General features: G+C 66.7%; 16 protein-coding genes. 10 read left to right on the top strand and 6 right to left on the bottom strand.

The features are described 5' to 3' along the window. Positions 1-7 precede the first annotated feature (7 nt). The 3 genes from AC3IPM_RS01695 to AC3IPM_RS01685 all read left to right on the top strand — a co-directional run bounded on the left by AC3IPM_RS01695 (position 8) and on the right by AC3IPM_RS01685 (position 3,009). Positions 8-862 (top strand): SPOR domain-containing protein, encoded by an 855-nt coding sequence (locus tag AC3IPM_RS01695; RefSeq protein WP_489302199.1) that lies wholly within the window; start codon positions 8-10, stop codon positions 860-862. A gap of 931 nt (positions 863-1,793) precedes the next feature. Beyond that, positions 1,794-2,576: a DUF6597 domain-containing transcriptional factor gene (locus AC3IPM_RS01690; protein WP_489302198.1), complete on the top strand. Its 783-nt coding sequence runs from the start codon at positions 1,794-1,796 to the stop codon at positions 2,574-2,576. 73 nt (positions 2,577-2,649) lie between these two features. Then, positions 2,650-3,009 (top strand): VOC family protein, encoded by a 360-nt coding sequence (locus AC3IPM_RS01685; protein ID WP_489302197.1) that lies wholly within the window; start codon positions 2,650-2,652, stop codon positions 3,007-3,009. Between the two features lie 111 nt (positions 3,010-3,120). On the opposite strand, the gene AC3IPM_RS01680 is transcribed toward AC3IPM_RS01685, so the two are convergent. Further along, positions 3,121-3,870 carry an SDR family NAD(P)-dependent oxidoreductase gene (locus AC3IPM_RS01680; RefSeq protein ID WP_489302196.1) on the bottom strand — a complete coding sequence of 250 codons (750 nt, stop codon included), beginning with the start codon at positions 3,868-3,870 and terminating at the stop codon, positions 3,121-3,123. Positions 3,871-3,920: 50 nt separating this feature from the next. Further along, positions 3,921-4,406 carry a hypothetical protein gene (locus tag AC3IPM_RS01675; protein WP_489302195.1) on the bottom strand — a complete coding sequence of 162 codons (486 nt, stop codon included), beginning with the start codon at positions 4,404-4,406 and terminating at the stop codon, positions 3,921-3,923. A gap of 157 nt (positions 4,407-4,563) precedes the next feature. Between AC3IPM_RS01675 and AC3IPM_RS01670 the strand changes: the two genes are divergently transcribed. Beyond that, positions 4,564-5,034, top strand: a complete 471-nt coding sequence (locus AC3IPM_RS01670) for a YehS family protein (RefSeq protein WP_489302194.1) — start codon at positions 4,564-4,566, stop codon at positions 5,032-5,034. On the opposite strand, the gene AC3IPM_RS01665 is transcribed toward AC3IPM_RS01670, so the two are convergent. Continuing rightward, positions 5,000-5,935, bottom strand: a complete 936-nt coding sequence (locus tag AC3IPM_RS01665) for a LysR substrate-binding domain-containing protein (protein ID WP_489302193.1) — start codon at positions 5,933-5,935, stop codon at positions 5,000-5,002. The two genes, AC3IPM_RS01670 and AC3IPM_RS01665, sit on opposite strands and share 35 nt — an antisense overlap. A gap of 113 nt (positions 5,936-6,048) precedes the next feature. On the opposite strand from AC3IPM_RS01665, the gene AC3IPM_RS01660 reads away from it, so the two are divergent. Then, entirely contained in the window at positions 6,049-7,245 is a 1,197-nt protein-coding gene (locus AC3IPM_RS01660) for an MFS transporter (protein ID WP_489302192.1), read from the top strand. A 420-nt stretch (positions 7,246-7,665) separates the two neighbouring features. Here AC3IPM_RS01660 and AC3IPM_RS01655 read toward each other — a convergent pair whose 3' ends face one another. Beyond that, complete coding sequence (locus tag AC3IPM_RS01655; RefSeq protein ID WP_489302191.1) at positions 7,666-8,370, bottom strand: TorF family putative porin; 705 nt, start codon at positions 8,368-8,370, stop codon at positions 7,666-7,668. A gap of 164 nt (positions 8,371-8,534) precedes the next feature. Between AC3IPM_RS01655 and AC3IPM_RS01650 the strand changes: the two genes are divergently transcribed. Further along, the gene (locus tag AC3IPM_RS01650) at positions 8,535-8,924 is read left to right on the top strand and encodes a DUF6165 family protein (RefSeq protein ID WP_489302190.1); all 390 of its coding nucleotides are present in this window, start codon (positions 8,535-8,537) and stop codon (positions 8,922-8,924) included. 21 nt (positions 8,925-8,945) lie between these two features. Here AC3IPM_RS01650 and AC3IPM_RS01645 read toward each other — a convergent pair whose 3' ends face one another. Both AC3IPM_RS01645 and AC3IPM_RS01640 read right to left on the bottom strand, forming a co-directional pair. Then, a complete protein-coding gene (locus AC3IPM_RS01645; protein ID WP_489302189.1) occupies positions 8,946-9,689 on the bottom strand; it encodes a FadR/GntR family transcriptional regulator in 744 nt (247 codons plus the stop codon). A 90-nt stretch (positions 9,690-9,779) separates the two neighbouring features. Continuing rightward, positions 9,780-12,671 (bottom strand): TonB-dependent receptor, encoded by a 2,892-nt coding sequence (locus AC3IPM_RS01640; RefSeq protein WP_489302188.1) that lies wholly within the window; start codon positions 12,669-12,671, stop codon positions 9,780-9,782. Between the two features lie 280 nt (positions 12,672-12,951). Between AC3IPM_RS01640 and AC3IPM_RS01635 the strand changes: the two genes are divergently transcribed. Genes AC3IPM_RS01635 through AC3IPM_RS01620 form a run of 4 tightly spaced genes read left to right on the top strand, consistent with a single transcriptional unit; the run spans position 12,952 to position 19,496 of the window. Beyond that, entirely contained in the window at positions 12,952-15,177 is a 2,226-nt protein-coding gene (locus AC3IPM_RS01635) for a polysaccharide lyase 6 family protein (RefSeq protein ID WP_489302187.1), read from the top strand. Continuing rightward, entirely contained in the window at positions 15,174-17,408 is a 2,235-nt protein-coding gene (locus AC3IPM_RS01630; protein WP_489302186.1) for an oligoalginate lyase, read from the top strand. The genes AC3IPM_RS01635 and AC3IPM_RS01630 overlap by 4 nt, the downstream gene beginning before the upstream one ends. Beyond that, on the top strand, positions 17,405-18,697 hold the full coding sequence (locus AC3IPM_RS01625; protein ID WP_489302185.1) for an MFS transporter: 1,293 nt from the start codon (positions 17,405-17,407) through the stop codon (positions 18,695-18,697). The genes AC3IPM_RS01630 and AC3IPM_RS01625 overlap by 4 nt, the downstream gene beginning before the upstream one ends. Positions 18,698-18,740: 43 nt before the next feature. After that, positions 18,741-19,496, top strand: a complete 756-nt coding sequence (locus AC3IPM_RS01620; protein ID WP_489302184.1) for an SDR family NAD(P)-dependent oxidoreductase — start codon at positions 18,741-18,743, stop codon at positions 19,494-19,496. Position 19,497 lies beyond the last annotated feature (1 nt).

The following is a 19,497-nucleotide window of genomic DNA, read 5'->3' as shown; positions in this document are numbered from 1 at the left end:
GCAGTAAATGGCAGCACGACGCGGCAAGAGCCAGGCACGACGCAACAGCAACCAGGGCACGCCGGGATGGGTGTGGCTGGTGGCCGGTGTGGCGATTGCGGCCGTGGTGTTTTTGGCGGCACCGAACCTGTTCAAGAACGACGGGGACGGTTTCCTGCGCGTGGGCCCGCAGCCGAACCCGGATGCGCAGCCGGCCCCGGTGAGCGATGCCGAGACCGATGTGGGCGCCGAGCTGCCCAAGCCCGGCACCACCAAGCCTGCTGAACCGGCCAAGCCGGCCGCCACGCAGTACGACTTCTACACCCTGCTGCCCGGCAAGGAAGTGGAAATGTCCGATGCGGAGCTGGCCGCCAGTGCCCGCGCCGAAGACCAGCGCCGGGTCAAGGCTGAAGCGCAGCGCGCGCAGGCCGTGTTGGAGGGCCGCCCGGTACCGGCAACCGCCACTGCCGCAGTAGCCACCCCGGCGGCGACTACCGCACCGGCCACGGTGACCACGGCACCGCTGCCGGCCCCGGTGAGTGAACGACCGGCCGCGACGACGCCTGCTGCCACCACCGCGGCAGTGGCGACGCCGAAGCCGGAAACCCCGGCTGCAAGCACCGCAGCGGCCGCTACTCCGGCACCCAGCAACGTGCGCTACATCCTGCAGGCCGGTGCCTTCGGCGCGTCCGGCGATGCCGAGGCGACCAAGGCCAAGCTGGCAATGATCGGGCTGGCTGCACGCGTGGAGTCAGCGCAGATCAACGGCAAGACCGTGTACCGCGTGCGCATGGGGCCGTATGGCAGCGCCGGGGAACTGGCCGAGGCCAAGCAGAAGCTGGACGGCACTGGCCTTCAGGGAATGGCGATCAAGGCCCAGTAATGTTTACACGAGGCCTTTACGTCTTTTCTCTCACCTAGATGAGACACCCTGAAAAGCCCCGCGATGCGGGGCTTTTCTTTTAGGCGTGACCCGTCCTGAATTGCGCTGACACCGTTTCCCCCAGGAACACGCAAGATTGGCTGGAGCGTGCATGACCCGCTGCAGACCGAGCAGGTTGCCCAGTCGCTGCAGATGGCGCTGAAAGGACGCAGGACGCAGCAACCTATGGCGGGACGGGTCAGGCTCCAAACGGGGACAGTGTTAAGCGTTTCCTTGGCAGCAAAGCCGATGCGGAAGAACTTGCGCGCGCTTTCACCAAGGGATTTGGTAGCAAACACACGGTTGTCGAGGGCCAAGCACCCGCAAGCCTGATGAACTCGGCAGAAAGAACACCGTTCAATGACACGGGAAGGTCGATGCAGAGTATTGGAATACCAAGTTCGCAGGTTCACAAAGTCACCTGCACTGGGTCCCACATTAAACAGACGAGCTGCTGAAATGGTCACTCCCTATCCGAATCTCAGGCCGGTCCGCGTCGAACTTAGCCTTGACTCCGTCGATTCACAGGGGCGCACCGTGCTCCCAATGAAGGCGTCAACCGCTCGACCAATGGCGTTTGCTATCGGCCCTCAGCCCATGTGGTACGGATTCGTTCTGAACGATCAGGACGTTGGCATTATTGAACCTGGCAGTACAGTGACGTGCACAATTTCGTTTATCAATCACGATGGCGCAACTGATGCACTGCATGTTGGCGCATCCTCTCTATTTGGAGATGGGGCATCAACAAAGGGGGTGATCAAAATTGTCCATTTCGACTAGCGCAATTCGTGCCCTAACCTCGAGCGCGCGTGGGTAACGGGCTGGCCTTGAACTCACAAAAAGACTCTCGGGCGACCTCCATCCAACCGTGATGCGCTATGGTCCGCGCATGCCTGCCCTGCCCGATCCTGCTGAACTCCCCGGCGTTGCCGGTGCCACCGGCCGCTACCGCGAATGGACCCCGCCTGCGCCTTTGCGTGGCTGCTTCGGGCAGCTGTGGCGCAGCGATCTGCCGGTGGGGCATAGCGGCGATGTCGCGGTGCTGCCCGATGGCTGCGTGGACATCCTCTGGCGCGATGACCGCCTGTTCGTGGTGGGGCCCGATGTCGTGGCCGCGCACCCGCAGCTGTCGCCCGGTGCGCAGGTGCTGGGCGCGCGCTTCCAGCCGGGCGCGGCGCGGGCGTGGCTGGGGCTGCCGCTGTCGGAGATTGTCGGCACGGCGGTGGAGCTGGACGCGTTGGCATTGCCGTGGGCGCGCGGAATGGCCGCGCGGCTGCGCGATACCGATGATGCCGATGCGCGCCAGATGGTGTTTGCGCAGCAGTTGAGCAAGGCCACCGGCGATACGGTTGCGGCGCAGCCGGTGGCCGCCGCATTGTTCGCGCAGGTGCGCCAGGGCGGCCGCGATCTGTCCACGCTGGCCGATACGCTGCGGCTGAGCACGCGCAGCCTGCGCCGGTTGTGCCACGACCAGTTCGGCTATGGGCCGAAGATGCTGGAACGGATTCTGCGGCTGCAGCGGCTGCTGGCTTGTGCCCGCGCGCAGCCCCTCGCAGGGCTGGCGGCGCTGGCCGCCGAATGCGGGTATGCCGACCAGGCGCACCTGAGCCGCGAGGCGCGCGCGTTGACCGGTATGGGCGCCGCTACGCTGTGTGCACAATGGCGGGCCTGAGTGGCCGTTTTGTTCAAGACGGATGTCGCGCCGGCGTTCATGCTGGTGCTCACTTTCCCGGCAGGAGCCCAGCATGAGCAGCACCCACGGCAATGACCGTCGTATCGACAACATCGAGTTCAACGTCACCGACATCGCACGCAGCAAGGCGTTCTATGGGGCGGTGTTCGGCTGGACCTTCACCGAGTACGGCCCGGCCTATACCGAATTCAGCGATGGCCGCCTGACTGGCGGTTTCACCACCGGCGAGCCGGTGCGCCCGGGCGGGCCGCTGGTGATTCTGTATGCCGATGACCTGGTGGAAACCCAGCAGCGGGTGGAAGCGGCCGGGGCGGAGATCTGCCGGGCCGCGTTCGATTTCCCGGGCGGGCGGCGGTTCCATTTCCGCGACCCGGATGGGTATGAGTTGGCGGTGTGGACGGCGGTGGTTTGAGGGATTGCGGTTGAAGGACAGTGCCGACCAACGGTCGGCACCCACCGCATTTGTTTACACCCACCGTTTTGTTTACACCCACCGCACTTGTTTTCATCCAGCGGGCTGGAATCAGTCGCGGGCGACCTGGAAGCCGGCGAAGGACTGGCTGACCGGCATCAGTTCCAGGCGGTTGATGTTGAGGTGCACCGGGAGGTTGGCGACCCAGAAGATCTGCTCGGCGATGTCCTCGGCGGTCATCGGGTTGGCGCCGGTGTAGAGGCTGTCCGAGGCGGCCTGGTTGCCATGGGTGCGCACGAGGGTGAACTCGGTTGCCGCCATGCCCGGTTCGATGGTGGTCACGCGCACGCCGGTGCCGTGCAGGTCCGCGCGCAGGCCGAGTGAGAACTGGCTGACGAAGGCCTTGGTGCCTCCGTAGGCATTGCCGCCCGGGTACGGGTAGACGCCGGCTACCGAGCTGATGTTGATGATGGCGCCCTTGCGCGCGACCAGCTGTGGCAGCAGGCGGTGGGTGAGCGTGACCAGCGCGGTGACGTTGGTGTCGATCATGGTGCGCCAGTCGTCCAGCGAGGCGCTCTGCGCCGGGGCGGTGCCCTGGGCCAGGCCGGCGTTGTTGACCAGCAGGTCGATGTCGGCGAAATCGGCCGGCAGCGCGGCCAAGGCCGCTTCCATGGCGGCGCTGTCGCGCACGTCGAACACGGCCGCGTGCACGCGCTCGGCACCATAGGCGTCCACCAGCGGCTGCAGCCGTTCAGCCCGGCGCCCGGTGGCGATCACGCGCCAGCCTGCCTGGGCGAAACGATGGACGGCGGCAGCGCCAAAGCCGGAGGTGGCGCCGGTAATGAGAGCGGTACGGGTCATCGGGGTACTCCGTGGGAATCCCCCGTATTTTCGCACCCTCTGCCCGCCGATCAACGGATGCGGAACACCCGCGCCTTGGGCAGGTCTTCATCCACCTGCAGGAACCAGCGCCCGGCGATGCCCGGCACCACCACGATGGGCGGGTTGTCGCGTGCGGCGCGCAGCTTCATTTCGCCCTTGAGCACCTGCCATTGCTGGCCGTTGTCCAGGGTGAACACAGTGCCGGGCTGCCAGCCGGCCACCTGCCCCTGCACGGCGGCATGGATGGGGCCATCGTCCAGGCCGGGGAACATCGGCGCCGGCGCCGGGGTGCCGGCAGCGACGGGGGCGGCGACCGCCACCGGGGCGGCCGGTTGGCGCGCTTCGGCCTCGCGCAGCAGCCGGTTCAGGGTCTGCAGCTGGGCCGGGCTGAGCCCCACGTCGGCCAGCTGCTGCGGATCCAGGCGCTGTTCCAGCGCCACATAGGGCGCCTGCGCCGCTGCCGATGCGGCCAGCACCATGCCCACCACACACCCGATTGCCTGCCACCTGCGCATTGCCTGCTCCACTGCCTGTCGATGCCCGAAGGCGGCACTGTGCTTCACTTTCATGGCAGCCAGATGACAGCGCTTGGCGGCCGCCACGGGCGGCGGGCCCGGCAGGGGGTAAAATGGCGGCCAGCCACGCAGCCGCGTCGGCGGTATTGGACGTCCCATGATCAACAACGATGTACTGCGCAGCATCCGCTACATGCTCGACCTCAGCGACGGCATGATCGTCGATACCTGTGCCCTGGCCGACCCGGCCTTCGTGATCGACAAGGCGCAGGTGCCAGGCTGGCTGCGCAAGGAAGACGAGGAAGGCTTCGAGGCCTGCGATGACCGCACGCTGGGGCATTTCCTGGATGGCCTGATCGTGCACTACCGTGGCCGCGACGAGAGCCAGCCGCTGCGACCGGTGGAAAAGCGCATCACCAACAACCTGGTGCTGAAGAAGCTGCGCGTGGCCTTCCAGTTGAAGGACGTGGACATGCACGAGATCTTCGAGAGCGCCGGTTTCCCGGTGTCCAAGCCGGAGCTGTCGGCGCTGTTCCGCCAGCCGGACCACAAGAACTACCGCGCCTGCGGCGACCAGATGCTGCGCAATTTCCTCAAGGGCCTGACCCTGCGCGTGCGCGCCGCCTGAGCGGCCCCGTAGTGCGTGGCTCCGAGGACGGGGCCACGTGCTGCAGCAGTTCCTGCATGAAGGCCCGCGCCGCTGGCGTGGGCAGCCTGGACCACACCGCATGCACGCGCCGCACCGGGGCGTCCTGGATGCGCACGCAGGCCACGCCGGTGAAACCGACAGCGATGGCTTCGGGCACGATGCCCACCGCCAGACCCTGCTGGACGAAGCGCTCGATCAGCGACATGTGGTTGATCTCGAACGGTACGCGGTGCGGCAACCCAGCGGCGGCGAAGGCCTCGTCGGTCTGCCGGCGGGCGCCGGAACCGTACTGGAAATCCACCAGCGGCAGTTCGGCCAGCGTGGCCAGCGAGAGCCGCTTCCGCGTGGCCAACGGGTGCGATGGTGGCAGCACGGCCACCATCGATTCTTCAGCCAGCAGGCGATGGCAGGCACCGTCGATGGCGGTGCCCGGCGACAGCCCTACCAGGGCCACGTCGACGCGGCGCTCGCGCACGTCTTCCATCAGCACTTCGCTCTTGTCCATGCGCAGGCGGAATTCCACCTGCGGGTAGCGGCGGTGGAAGCTGGCCAGGCAGGCCACCAGGTCCACGGCGGTCAACGAGGTGATCTGGCCGATGGTGAGCGTGCCGCGTACCTGGCCGGCCTCGGCTGCCACGTCTTCGCGCAGGTGGCGCAACGAATCGAGTACCTGGCGCGCGTGCACCAGCAGTGTTTCACCGGCCGGGGTGACCCGCACCTGGCGCGGCAGGCGTTCGAACAGGGTGGCCTGCAGTTCCTCTTCCAGGTGGGCGATCTGGTGGCTCAGTGCGGACTGCACCACGTGGCAGCGCTGGGCGGCGCGGGTGAAGTTGCGCTCTTCGGCCAGGGCTACGGCAAATTCGAGCTGTTTGAGGTTCATGCAGGCGGCTCCGGTCATGCATCTATTTTTCAGATGCATCGGATGATAACTATTCATTTCCATCATCACAGGATCAGGCAGACACTGGCGCCCCCTCGTTACTGGATTCCGTCATGACGGCCGATGCTTTCCCCCCGCTGAGCCGCTGGCAGGTGCTGTTGATGGCCTTCGCCACGGGCATTGCGGTGGCCAGCAATTACTACGCGCAGCCGCTGCTGCACACGATCGCCGGCGAGTTCGGGGTGTCCTTCGGGCGCGCGGGCATGCTGGTGACGGCCGCGCAGCTGAGCTATGGCGTGGGCGTGGTGCTGCTGGTGCCGCTGGGCGACATGTTCGAGCGGCGGCGGCTGATCGTGGTGATGTCGCTGTTGTCGGCGTCGGGGCTGGTGATCAGTGCGTTGAGCCATGAATTCGTGTGGCTGCTGGTGGGCACGGCGATCACGGGGTTGTTCTCGGTGGTGGCGCAGGTGCTGGTGCCGTTCGCGGCGACGCTGGCACGGCCGGAAGAGCGTGGCCGGGTGGTGGGCACGGTGATGAGTGGGCTGCTGCTGGGCATCCTGCTGGCGCGCACGGTGGCCGGTGCGCTGTCGTCGCTGGGCGACTGGCGCTGGGTGTACTGGATGGCGGCGGGCACGCTGGTGCTGACGACGTGGGTGCTGTATCGCACGCTGCCGCGCTTCTACCAGCATGCGGGGCTGGGCTACGGGGCGTTGCTGCGGTCGATCGGGACGCTGTTCGTGGAGGAGCCGGTGTTCCGGTTGCGCACGCTGCTGGGGGCATTGAGCTTTGCGATGTTCGCGATGTTCTGGACGCCGTTGGCGTTCCTGCTGGCGGGCGCGCCGTACTTCTACAGCGATGCGACGATTGGTCTGTTCGGGCTGGTGGGGGCGGCGGGGACGCTGGCGGCGGGGATTGCGGGGCGGATGGCGGACCGGGGCAAGGCGGCGCTGGCGACGACGGTGGCGTTGGTGCTGCTGGCGGCGTCATGGTTGCCGCTGGGCTTTTCGGTGCAGTCGCTGGTGGCGTTGGTGGTGGGGGTGCTGGTGCTGGACCTGGCGGCGCAGCTGCTGCACGTGAGCAATCAGAACGTGGTGTTCGCGCTGCGGCCGGAGGCGCGCAATCGGCTCAATGCGGGGTATATGACCGGGTACTTCATTGGCGGTTCGCTGGGGTCGCTGGTGTCGGCGCAGGTGTACGGGCACTTCGGTTGGACGGGGGTGTGTGTGACCGGTGCGGGTGTAGCGGCGGTGGCGATGGCGGTGTGGGCGGTTTCGCAGGGCTTGGGGTTGGGTTTGAAGGCGAAGAGCTAGAAGCAAAAGCTAGAGCAAAAGCAAAAGCGCCTCGGCGTGGCGATCGCGGGAGACGGTGCGGGGTGGGTGAGGGGGCGGGACACGCCGTAAATCCATCCCTGGAGGCTTGTCCACGACATCCATGTCGTGGACAGTCCCGACCCCTCACCCACCCCGCACCGTCCAAAGATTGTGCTTGCCGCGTTGAGAGCGGAGCAGTGGCTCTTGGTTGTTGGGTTGAGAGGTGCCGAGCATGGCTCGGCACTACCCCCCTCCCTCCCCTACACGGGAGGCTGCTGTGCTTTTTCTTTGGGCACCGACCCTTTGTCGGAGGGTGGGTGGGGGTGGGTAGCCGGGACCCACCCACGCCCACCCTCTCCGCAGCAGACCGCCAGCGCCGCTCTTGACGTTGACGTTGCTCGCAAGCAGCAGCAACCCGACTCAGAAACTCGTCTGTATGGCGAATTCCACGCGCGAGCCGGCGTTGCCGGGGAACAGGCGCTTGGCCGCGTTGTCGGTGTCGTGCGCGGTGAGGCGCAGTTCCCACGGGCCGTGGACGCGCCAGATCGCGCTGAGCTGGCCGTGCAGGTAGTCTTCGGCCTGGCGGCTGGACAGCCAGTAGTGGCCAACGGCCGCTTCCAGGCGCCACTGTTCGCCCAGCGGCAGGCGCGCGCCGAGTTGGGCGTAGGTGCCGGCGTGGCCGCCGGCCAGTGCATCGTTGGAGGTGCCTACCTGCAGCCAGTAGCGCTGCTGCCAGGTCAGGGTGCTGTTGAGCTCGGTCCAGTCCAGGTCGACATTGCTGGAGGGGTAGATGTAGCGGGTGAGGTTGACGTCCAGCGCCCAGTCCGGGGCCAGCGTGCCGCTCCAGCCGGCGACCACGTCGAATTCGCTGCGTGCGCCATTGTCGGGCTGGAAGGACACGCCCGACCCCCACGCCGAGGCGTACCAGCCGCTGTCGGTGCTGAGTTTGAGACCGGCCTGCGCGGCCGGGTCGCCGTCGCTCTGCGAGCTGCCGCGCCAGACATAGTCGCTGGTCAGTGTTGCGTTGCCTTCCACTGCGGCCGAGGCCGCGCCACTGAGAGCCAGGCCGACCAGCAGGCCGGCGCCGCGGCGCACGATGCGCCGTGTTGCTTGTGCTACCACCACGTTCACTACTCCATCAGACGGCGGCGCCGTCGAGGGGGGCAGTGTTCCCGGAGCGGGCGTAAAGCCGCCATGGCGCGGCGGGCGGATCGGCGCAAATTCGCTGTAAAAGCTGCGTTGCGGGGCGCGCGCTATCATGGTCGCTCTGACCTGTTGCGAGTAATGGCGTGGACGCGATCCTGACCCCGGTATCGATTGGCGAGCTGATCGACAAGATCACCATCCTGGAAATCAAGGCCGAACGCATCGCCGATGCCGGCAAGAACGCCAACGTCCGCAAGGAACTCGAAGGGCTGTGGCCGCTATGGCAGCAGCAGGTAGGCGCGCAGCCCGGGCTGGAAGCGCTGAAGACCCAGCTCAAGGCCATCAACGAGCGCATGTGGGAGATCCAGGACCAGCTGCGCGACAAGGAAGCGGCGCAGGTGTTCGACGATGCCTTCATCCAGCTGGCGCGCGGTGTCTACGGCACCAATGGCGAGCGGGTGAAGGTAAAGAACGAGATCAACCGTATCGCCGGCTCGCAGCTGGTGGAAGAAAAGCAGTACCAGGGCGAATAAACCGCCCGGCGCGCGCCGGGCTCAGTGCCCGGTGGCGGCCATGAAGCGTTCGCGATCCTGCTGGGTGCGCCGGCGGATTTCGGCCAGTGCTTCGTTCTCGGTGGCTTCCAGCATCGATTCGAACAGGCGCTGGAAGTGGTTGCGCATGGCCAGCCGTGCGGCGGCCGGATCGCGCAGGCGCAGGGCGTTGAGGATGGCGGTGTGCTCATCGTTGCGGGTGTCGTTGTCGCCATGGCAGACATTGGCGTACACCTGCTTCACCCGCGGCAGCTCGTTGCGCATGCGCCAGATCAGCTGCACGCAATGCTCCACCACCGGGTTGCCGGCGATGCGGGCGATGGCCAGGTGGAACTGGCGGTCGGCCTCGCTGGCCGCCGCTTCACCGGCGGTCGGGTCGGTCATGGCCGCGATCAGGCCTTCCAGGGTTTCCACTTCGGCATCGGTGATGCGGCTGGCCGCCATCGCCGCGGCTTCGGCTTCGATCACCGCGCGGGCGGCGGTGAGGTCGAAGGCCGATACGTCCGGCAAGGCGCCCGGGACCTGCGAGGGCCGTGCCTTCACGTACACGCCCGAGCCGGTCTTGATGGTGATCAGGCCCTGCGCCTCCAGCGCGATCTCGGCCTCGCGCACGGTCACCCGGCTGACCCCGAGGCGCTCGGCCAGGTCGCGTTCGCCGGGCAGCCGCGAGCCCGGCGGGAATTCGCCCTTCTCGATCAGCGCGACGATTTCAGCGGCAATGGACTGGTAGAGACGGGGTTCGGACATCATCAAAGGCCTGGCTGTACGGTGGCTGGGAACCGACACGCGACCCGCGCCTGAAGAGCGCGGCGCGACCGGAAGGCCGCGCCGCTTGCCTCAGAAGCGGTAGCGCACCCCCAGATAATAGCGCCGCCCGTAGGTGGTGTACTCACGGAAGCTGCCCAGGATGGGCATATCCGACACCCGCGGCTCGTCGGTGAGGTTGCTGGCCGACAGCGACAGCGACAGATGCTTGTTCACCTTGTAGGTGGCGCGGAAGTCGAGCGAGCCATTGTCGCGCACATAACGGTTCTGCGAGGGATCACCGACAAACTGCTGGTAATAGTCGGAGCGGTACTTGTAGATCGCCTGCAGGTCCAGCTTGCCCAGGCCCCAGTACACCTGTGCGGAGGCCACGTGCTTGGACAGGCCGAAGATGTTGGCCGGCTCGACGATGCCCGGGGTGAGGATGCCGGTGACCGGGTCGGTGGACTCACCCAGGCGCAGGTCTTCGGTCTTGAAGTTGGAATGGGCGTAGTTGTAGCTGGCCTTCACGCCCAGCCCGGCGAAGATGCCCGGCAGGTAGGAGAAGCTGTGCGAGCCGGTCAGCTCGAAGCCGAACAGATCGCTCTTCTGGTCGCTGGTGGCCAGCTGCTCCACCGGCACGGTGACGCTCTGGCCGTCGATATCGAAGGTTTCGCCTACCACCACCGGCACCGAGCCGCCGTTGAACTGCTTGTAGTAGATCGCCGTGGCCAGCATCGAATCGGCGTTGGCGTACCACTCCAGCGAGACATCGGCATTCCAGGACATCAGCGGTTTGGCGCGCGGGTTGCCGGTGGCGGTGATGCTGCCCAGGGCATCGGCGACGCTGCCGAACTCGGTATCCACTTCATCCAGGTTGAAGCTGCGGCCGTAGCCTTCAGCCGCCAGGTCCGGACGCGACATCGCACGGTAGGCGCCCACGCGCAGCAGCAGGTCCGGGCGCAGTTCAAAGGCGGCGTTGAAGCTGGGCAGCCATTGGTCGTTGCTGGATGTAAGCGTCTGCGAGGTGAACTCGCCGGTCGGGCGCAGGGTGACCGTGCCGTCGGGATTGTTGACCACGTCCAGCCCACTGCGCAGGCCCACCGAACTGACCTCGGTACGCACCCAGCGCAGGCCGATGTTGCCGGTGACCGGCAGCCCGAACCATTCGCTGCTGTAGTCGCCCATCAGGTAGACGGCGTTGGTTTTCTCGGTGACATCGTTGTTGGCCGGGTCGCGCAGGTCCGCGCTCAGGCCGGTGTCGTCCACGCCGGTGAAGGCCTTGAACAGGCAGCGGCTGTCGAAGCTGGCCCAGCGGTCGATGGTGTTGCCGCTGGCATTGGCGAGGAAGTCGTCCTGCGGGAACGCCTGGCGGCAGGCCTGGTTGGCGGCGCGGATGGCCGCGACGTTGGTGGTGGTGATGTCGCGGGTGTCGGTGAAGTCGGTGTAAGTGGCCTCGGAGTGGCGCAGGCCACCCTTGAACGCGGTGAAGAACCCGCTTTCCGGCGTGAAGGCCGCATCGAAACGCTGCGCGCGGATGGTGTGCTCGCGGTTCTGCTGGCGGCGGCGGATCAGGGCCGAGTCGGTGTAGTTGTCCGGGTTGTTCACATCGAAGGCCGGATCCAGGTAGATGCTCGGCACATCGCCGCTGTAGTCGTAGGTGTAGTCGACGTAGCGGGTGTTCTTGATGCCGCCCACCGGCTTGCCGTTGACGTCGGTGCGCCCGGCGCGCAGGCGGGTGGAACGTTCGATCTGCGAACGCGCGGTATTGGAATAGGACAGGTCGGTGGACAACGTCCAGGCCGGCGTGGGCCGGAAGATCACGTTGAAGCCGCCGCCGGTGTATTCCTCCTTGCGCTCCAGGAAGTTGCCGGTGGAATCCACCGTGGTGCTGCCGGTGTGGTGCAGCAGCGCGCCGTCATCGCTGACCACGCGGTTGTTGAGGTTGCGCATCATCGAGGACAGCGATAGGTCCGAGCGGTCTTCGCTGTAGTCGCGTTTGGAATGCTGGTAATCCAGGTTCACTTCAACCGCGTCGTTGGGTCGCCACTGCAGCGCGGCGAACTGCGAATCGCGCTTGTCGTGTTCGATGAACTGGCGGTAGATGCGGCTGCTGGGGACCAGGTAGTAGGGCACGCCATTGGCGACCTGCTTGCCGTCCACCGTGGTGCAGTTGCGGGTGGCACCGACCACTTCGCGGCCGTCGCAGGCCACCCAGGTGGAACTGCTGGAGAACATCTCTTCGGGGTTGCTGCCTTCCAGCGCCTGCACGCCGACCGACACACCCAGCTTGCCGGCGCCGCCCATGTCGAACTGGTCGATGTAGCTGGCAGTACCCCGCCAGCCGACGCCATCCTTGTCCTTCAGCCGGTCGTCGTACTCCTGCCAGGTGCCACGGCCATCGAGCTGGATGGTGCGCTTGCCGTACTGCAACGGCTTGACCGTTTCCATGTTGACGGTGCCGGCCACGCCACCTTCGACGAAGTCGGCGCGCTGGGTCTTGTAGATGGCCACGGAGTTGATCAGCTCGGACGGGAACTGGTTGAAGTTCACCGAGCGGTCGCCGCTGCCGTTGGTGGCCTCGCGGCCATTGAAGGTGGACGAGCCCAGGAACGGGCCGAGGCCACGGATCGAGATCTCCGATGCGCCGCCCTTCTCACGGTGGGTGGAGGCGCCGGTGATGGTTTCGATGGCCTCGCCGATCGACAGCGCCGGCAGGTCGCCGATGTCTTCGGCGGCGAGCACGTCGGACACCACGGTTTCCTCGCGTTTCTTGTCGATCGAGGTCTGGATGGTGCCGCGGATGCCGGTCACCTGGACCTGGTCCAGGGTGGTGGCCTGCGCCGGCGGCGTGGCCGGGGCGTCGGCGTCCTGCGCGTGGGCCAGCGGCATGGCCGCAGTGGCAAACAGGGCGTACAGCAGCGCGTTGTGCAGCGCGGTGGGGCGAAGGCCTCGTGGCGAGGCCATACGGCGGTCATGCAACATCGTGATCTCCCTCCCAGGATGGATCGTCCGACTACACGGATTCGAGCCGACGATTCACGGTTGAAGAACCAATGTCAATGAATTGGTACTAAAGTCTACCCCGGAGATCCGCCTAGACCATTTTTCGGCAATTTAATGTGCGCATGCAGCAGAAAACTGCGCAAACCGCGAACCACATTCGCCAAAAGTGGTATGCGATTGTGGTTGACGAACGCCGTCCGCGACCTGTTACGATCCGGACTCGAGTTGGATGCCACGGTTGATCTGGGAGGGTAAGCCTGTGACTACGCACCACCTGTCCGCGCCACTGGCGCGACACCCGCTGATACTGGCCCTGCTGTCAGGGCTGGTACTGCCAGCGTTTTCCGCGACGGCCGCCGATTACCTGGTGCGCGATGCCGCCGAGTACGCCGCGGCAACCCGCGCCCTGAAACCGGGCGATAACGTGATCCTGGCCGATGGCACCTGGCGTGATATCGACCTGCTGCTGCAGGGCACCGGCAAAATTGGTCAACCAATTACACTGACGGCACAGACCCCCGGCAAGGTCATCCTCAGTGGCCAATCGCAGCTGCGTCTGGCCGGTACGTACCTGGAGGTGTCCAACCTGGTGTTCCGCGATGGCTGGGCGCCCGGTGGCGAGGTGGTGTCCTTCCGCAGTTCCTCCAAGCAGTGGGCCACCCACAGCCGGGTCAGCGGGATCGTCATAGATGGCTACAGCAAGCCGGACCGCCAGCAGTCGGACAACTGGGTGGGGATGTACGGCCAGTACAACCGCTTCGACCACAACCAGCTGCTCGGCAAGGCCAATGCGGGCACCACCCTGGTGGTGGTGCGCAATACCAGCAGCGGCCTGGACAACCACCATCGCATCGACCACAACTGGTTCGGCCCGCGCCCCAACCTCGGCGCCAACGGCGGCGAGACGATCCGGGTGGGCACCAGCCACGACTCGCAATCCGATTCGAACACGGTGGTGGAGAACAACTGGTTCGAGCACTGCGACGGCGAGGTGGAGATCGTCTCCAACAAGTCCGGTGGCAATCTGTACCGCGGCAACGTGTTCTTCGAATCGCGCGGGTCGATGGTGCTGCGCCACGGCCACGGCAACGTGGTGGAACGCAACGTGTTCCTGGGCAACGGCAAGGCGCACACCGGTGGGGTACGGGTGATCAACCGCCACCAGATCGTGCGCGACAATTACTTCGAAGGCGTGGCCGGCGATGGCTTCGCCGCGGCGCTGGCGGTGATGGCAGGCACCCGCGATGCGCCGCTGAACCGCTACGAGCAGGTGGACGATGCGCGGATCGAGCGCAACAGCTTCATCGGCGTGCGCCAGCTGTTCCTCGGTGCCGGGCTGGATGACGAGCGCAACGCGATGCCGGTCAACAGCCGCATCGGCAGCAACCTGTTCATCGGTGAGGGCAGCCGTGAGCTGCTGCGCAGCCAGGGCGACCTGTCCGGCATCACCTTCAGCGGCAACGTGCAGAGCCCGACGCTGTCGGCCGGTTTCCCCGGCGGCGTGGAGGCGCGGCCGGTCACCCTGCAGCGCGCCGCCAACGGCCTGCAGTATCCGGTCGAAACCTTCAACGCCGGTGCGCCACGCGACCTGGCGCCGATCGCACGCGACCAGGTGGGCGTGAGCTGGTATCCCAAGGCCAGCAGCGGCATTGCACTGGACAGCGGTGCGGTGCGCCGCGTGCAGCCCGGCCAAGGCAGCCTGGCCCGCGCGGTGGCGGCCAGTGCACCGGGCGAGCGCCTGCAGCTGCAACGCGGCACCTACAGCGTGGACCAGGTGCTCAACGTGGTGCATCCGCTCAGCGTGGTTGGCCCCACGCGCGGCCGCGCGCGCCTGCAGTTCTCGCGCCCTACCCTGTTCGAGATCCGCGCCGGCGGTTCGTTGAAGCTGTCGCGGCTGGACATCGACGGCGCGCTGGCGCCGGACGCGGCCGGCAATGCGGTGGTGCGCATTCCGCCGGGCAGCCAGGCCTTCAACTACACGCTGTTGATCCAGGACAGCCGCATCCACGGCCTGACCGCGAACAAGGCGTTCGATGTGATCCATGCCGGCAAGGGCAGCCTGGCCGCGCAGATCGGCCTGGCCCGCGTGGACGTCCGCGATGTCAGCGGCCGCGTGATTGCCGCCGCCGCCGAGACCGACGACCTGGGCACCTACAACGCCGAGCAGGTGGACATCGTGGATTCGCGCTTCGCCCGCATCGGCGGCCCGCTGCTGGACCTGTACCGCGGTGGCACCGATGAAAGTACGTTCGGCCCGTCACTGCGCGTGCAGGGCAACCAGTTGGACGCGGTGGGTGTGGCCGACGACACCAGCCTGCGCCTGCACGGCGTGCAGCAGGCCACCGTGGCCAACAACCGGTTCGCGCACAGCGGCCGTATCCGCTTCAGTCACCGCGTGGGCGAGCCGCGCCTGCGCCTGCACGACAACGTGCTGACCGCCACGGCGGCCCTTCAGTCCGATACTCCAGCCGAGACCCTGCCATGACGCGTTCCACGCCCTTGATGCTGCTGCTGGCGGCCACCCTCGGCGGCGCCGCGCTGCCTACCGCGCAGGCCGCGCCAAGCAGCAGCCAGCAGCCGCGCGCCAGCGACGCGGCACCGGTGCTGGTCAGTGCCGCGCAGTGGCAGCAGATGCGCAGTGATGGCACGCGCTACCCGGTGTTCAACAAGGAACAGCAGCGCGCCGAGCGCCTGGTGCGGGCGATGATCAAGGCCGGTATCGACGTGCCGGTGCCCAAGGACAAAGGCGGCGGTTACACCCATGAGCAGCACAAGCGCAATTACCAGGGCATCCAGGCCGCCGGTGCGCTGTACCGGCTGACCGGTGATCAGGTGTATGCCCACTACGCGCGCGATGTCCTGCTGGCCTACGCCAAGTTGTACCCGGGCCTGGGCGCACACCCGCAGGGCCGCGGCCAGATTCCCGGCCGCCTGTTCTGGCAGACCCTCAATGATTCGGTATGGCTGGTAAGCGCGGTGCAGGGCTACGACGCGATCCGCGACAGCCTGGACGCCAAAGACCGCCAGACCATCGATGACAACGTGTTCCGGCCGATGGCCGATTTCCTTTCCGGCACGCCGGAGAACTTCGACAAGATCCACAACCACGCCACCTGGGCAGTGGCGGCGGTAGGCATGACCGGCTACGTGCTGCGCGACCCGGCCTACGTGGACAAGGCGCTGATGGGCAGCAGGCGCGATGGCAGCGCCGGCTTCCTCAAGCAGGTGGACCAGCTGTTCTCGCCGGATGGCTATTACGAGGAAGGCCCGTACTACCAGCGTTATGCGCTGGCCCCGTTCATCCTGTTCGCCAACGCGGTGGAGCGCAACGAGCCGCAGCGCGGCATCTTCAAGCGCCGTGACGGCGTGCTGCTCAAGGCGGTGGATGCACTGGTGCAGAGCAGCTACGGCGGCTATTTCATTCCGATCAACGATGCCATCCTGGACAAGGGCCTGGACACCGAGGAACTGGTGGCCGGGATCGACATCGCCTACGCGCGTACCGGCGACGCACGCCTGCTGTCGGTGGCCAAACAGCAGAAGCGCGTGCTGCTTTCCCCCGAAGGCCTGCAGGTGGCGCAGGCGCTGGCCGAGGACAAGGCCAAGCCGTTCGCCTTCGTGCCGACGTTGCTGCGCGATGGCCCGGACGGCCGCGAAGGTGCGCTGGCGATCCTGCGCATGGGCGGTGCCAATGGCCAGGCGCTGGTGATGAAGAACACCAAGCAGGGCATGGGCCATGGCCACTTCGACAAGCTCAACTGGCTGTTCTACGACAACGGCCAGCGCGTGGTCACCGACTACGGCGCGGCGCGCTTCCTCAACATCGAAGCCAAGGCCGGTGGCATCTACCTGCCCGAAAACAACAGTTGGGCGCGCCAGACCATCGCCCACAACACGCTGGTGGTGAACGAGCAGAGCCACTTCGGCGGTGACTGGAAGAAGGGCCAACCGCTGGCGCCCACGCCGCTGCTGTTCGCGGTGGGCGATGACACCCAGATCGTCTCGGCGCGCATGGACGGCGCCTACGACGGGGTCAGCTTCACCCGCACCCAGGCGCTGCTGTCGCATCCCGCGCTGGGCCAGCCGGTGGTGCTGGACCTGCTGCGCGTGACCGGCAACAAGGCCGCGCGCTATGACCTGCCACTGCACTTCAACGGCCACATCATGGACGTGGGCTTCAAGACCCAGTCCGCGGTAGCCAACCGCCCGGTGCTGGGCAAGGCCAACGGCTACCAGCATGTGTGGATTGATGCGGCCAGCGAGCCCACCGCCGATACGCGTCGCCTGACCTGGCTGCTGGATGGGCGTTTCTACACTTACCGCTTCGCCAGCACGGCGCCGTCGCGCGCCTTGATCGGCGAAAGCGGCGCCAATGATCCCTCGTTCAACCTGCGTCGCGAACCGATGCTGCTGCAGCGCGTGGATGGCCAGGCCGCCACCACCTTCTACGGCGTGCTGGAACCGCATGGCCAGTACGACGGCACCGCTGAAACGGTGCGCGGCGCCAACAGCCGTATCGATGCGATCGCGCACTACCGTGGCAGCGATGCCGATGTGCTGGTGCTGGAGTTGGCTGGTGGCAAGCGCCTGGCGCTGGGCATCTCCGATGACCCGTCCAAGCCGGGCGCGCACACGGTGAGCGGTGGTGGCCAGAGCTGGCGCTGGGACGGTGGCTGGAAGCGCTTTGATGGCGCCGCCGGCAAGGACGGCAAATGAAGGTGACCACCAAGGCGCGTACCTACGTGCGCTGGCTGATCGTCGGGCTGATCGCAGTGGCCACGGTGATCAACTACATCGACCGCAATGCACTGGCGGTGATGTGGCCGGAGATCTCCAAGGACGTCGGCGCCACCAAGGAGGACTACGCGCTGCTGGTGACGGTGTTCATGCTGTTCTACGCCGCCGGCCAGTTTGTGTTCGGGCGGCTGTTCGACATCATCGGTACACGGCTGGGCTTCGCGCTGTCGATTGCGGTCTGGTCGATCTCGATCGCGCTGCATTCGGTTACCCATTCGATCCTGTCCTTCAGCCTGGTGCGGGCGATGCTCGGCATCAGCGAGGCCGGCGCATGGCCGGGCGCGGTGAAGGCCAATGCGGAGTGGTTCCCGGCACGCGAGCGGGCGCTGGCACAGGGCGTGTTCAATGCCGGTGCCTCGATCGGCGCGATCGTGTCGGCGCCGTTGATCGCCGTTCTGTTCCTGTGGTTGGGCTGGCGCGGCACCTTCATCCTGATCGGCGCGATCGGCTTCATCTGGCTGCTGCCGTGGCTGATCATCTACCGTGCCGGCCCGGACAAGCACCCGTGGGTGAGTGCGGCCGAGCGCGCCTTGATCCTGGATACGCCGACGCAGACCAGCGAGACGCCCACGCCGGAGTACGTGCCGAACGTACGCCAGCTGCTGGGCCATCGGCAGACCTGGGGCATCCTGGTCTCGCGCTTCTTCCTGGACCCGATCTGGTGGCTGTTCGTGTCCTGGCTGCCGATTTACCTGGCCGACACCTTCGGTTTCGACATCAAGCAGATCGGCATCTTCGCCTGGGTGCCCTACGTCGGCGCGATGCTGGGCAGCCTTGGCGGCGGCTGGCTGTCCGGGCGCCTGATCGGTGCGGGCTGGAGCGTGGACCGCGCGCGCAAATGGGTGATCACCCTGGGCGGGGCGATCATGGCTCCGGCCCTGCTTGGCGCGGTGCTGGCCACCGACCCGGTGTGGGCGGTGGTGACCATCGCCTTCGTGCTGCTCGGCTTCCAGATCGCCATCGGCAACATCCAGACCCTGCCGGGCGACATCTTCAACGGTAAATCGGTGGGCTCGCTGGCCGGGCTGGGCGGCATGGCCGCGGTGGCCGGCACGCTGATCACCACCTGGCTGGTGCCGGTGATGACCCGCGACTCCTATGCACCCATTTTCATCCTGGTGGCGGCGCTGGTGCCGGCCTCGCTGCTTGCGCTGTGGCTGGTGACCGGCCGCGTCGAGAAGCTCGACGGCCCGGCCACGCCGCGCTGACCCCTCCCCTACGACTTTCCCCCACGTATCACTGGAGTAACGCATGACCCATTTCAAGGACAAGGTGGCGATCGTCACCGGCGGCGGCCGCGACATCGGCCGCGAGATCTCGCTCAAGCTGGCCGCAGCCGGGGCCAAGGTGTGCATCAACTACGCCAATGATGAAGCCAGCGCGCGCGATACCCTGCAGCAGGTGCAGGCCGCCGGTGGCACCGCCATCGTGCACCGCGCCGACGTCACCGACGCCGCGGCGGTAGCCGGACTGGTGGCCGCCACCCAGGCCGCGTTCGGCGAGCGCATCGACGTGCTGGTGAATGTTGCCGGTGGCATGGTGCAGCGCCGCCCGCTGGCCGAGATCGACGAGGCGTTCTTCCACCAGGTGATGGACCTCAACATGAGCTCGGTCTACCTGACCACGCACGCCGTGGTGCCGCACATGCCCCAGGGCGGTGCGATCGTGAACTTTGCCTCGCAGGCCGGCCGCGATGGCGGTGGCCCGGGCGCGTCCATCTATGCCACCGCCAAGGCGGCGGTGATGACCTTCACCCGCGCCATGGCCAAGGAACTGGGCCCGCGCGGGATCCGGGTCAACGCGCTGTGCTGCGGCATGATCGCCACGCGTTTCCATGATGAGTTCACCAAGCCGGAAGTGCGCACTGCGGTGGCCGGCAACACCCCGCTGCGTCGCCAGGGCCGCCCGGAAGAAGCCGCCGACACGGCGGTGTACCTGGCCTCGGACGCGGCCGCGTTCATCACCGGTGCCAACCTGGACGTCAACGGCGGCACCTATTTCTCCTGAT

The sequence above is a fragment of the Stenotrophomonas sp. GL_111 genome (genome assembly GCF_057835245.1).
This window is presented reverse-complemented; position numbering and strand designations above follow the sequence as displayed.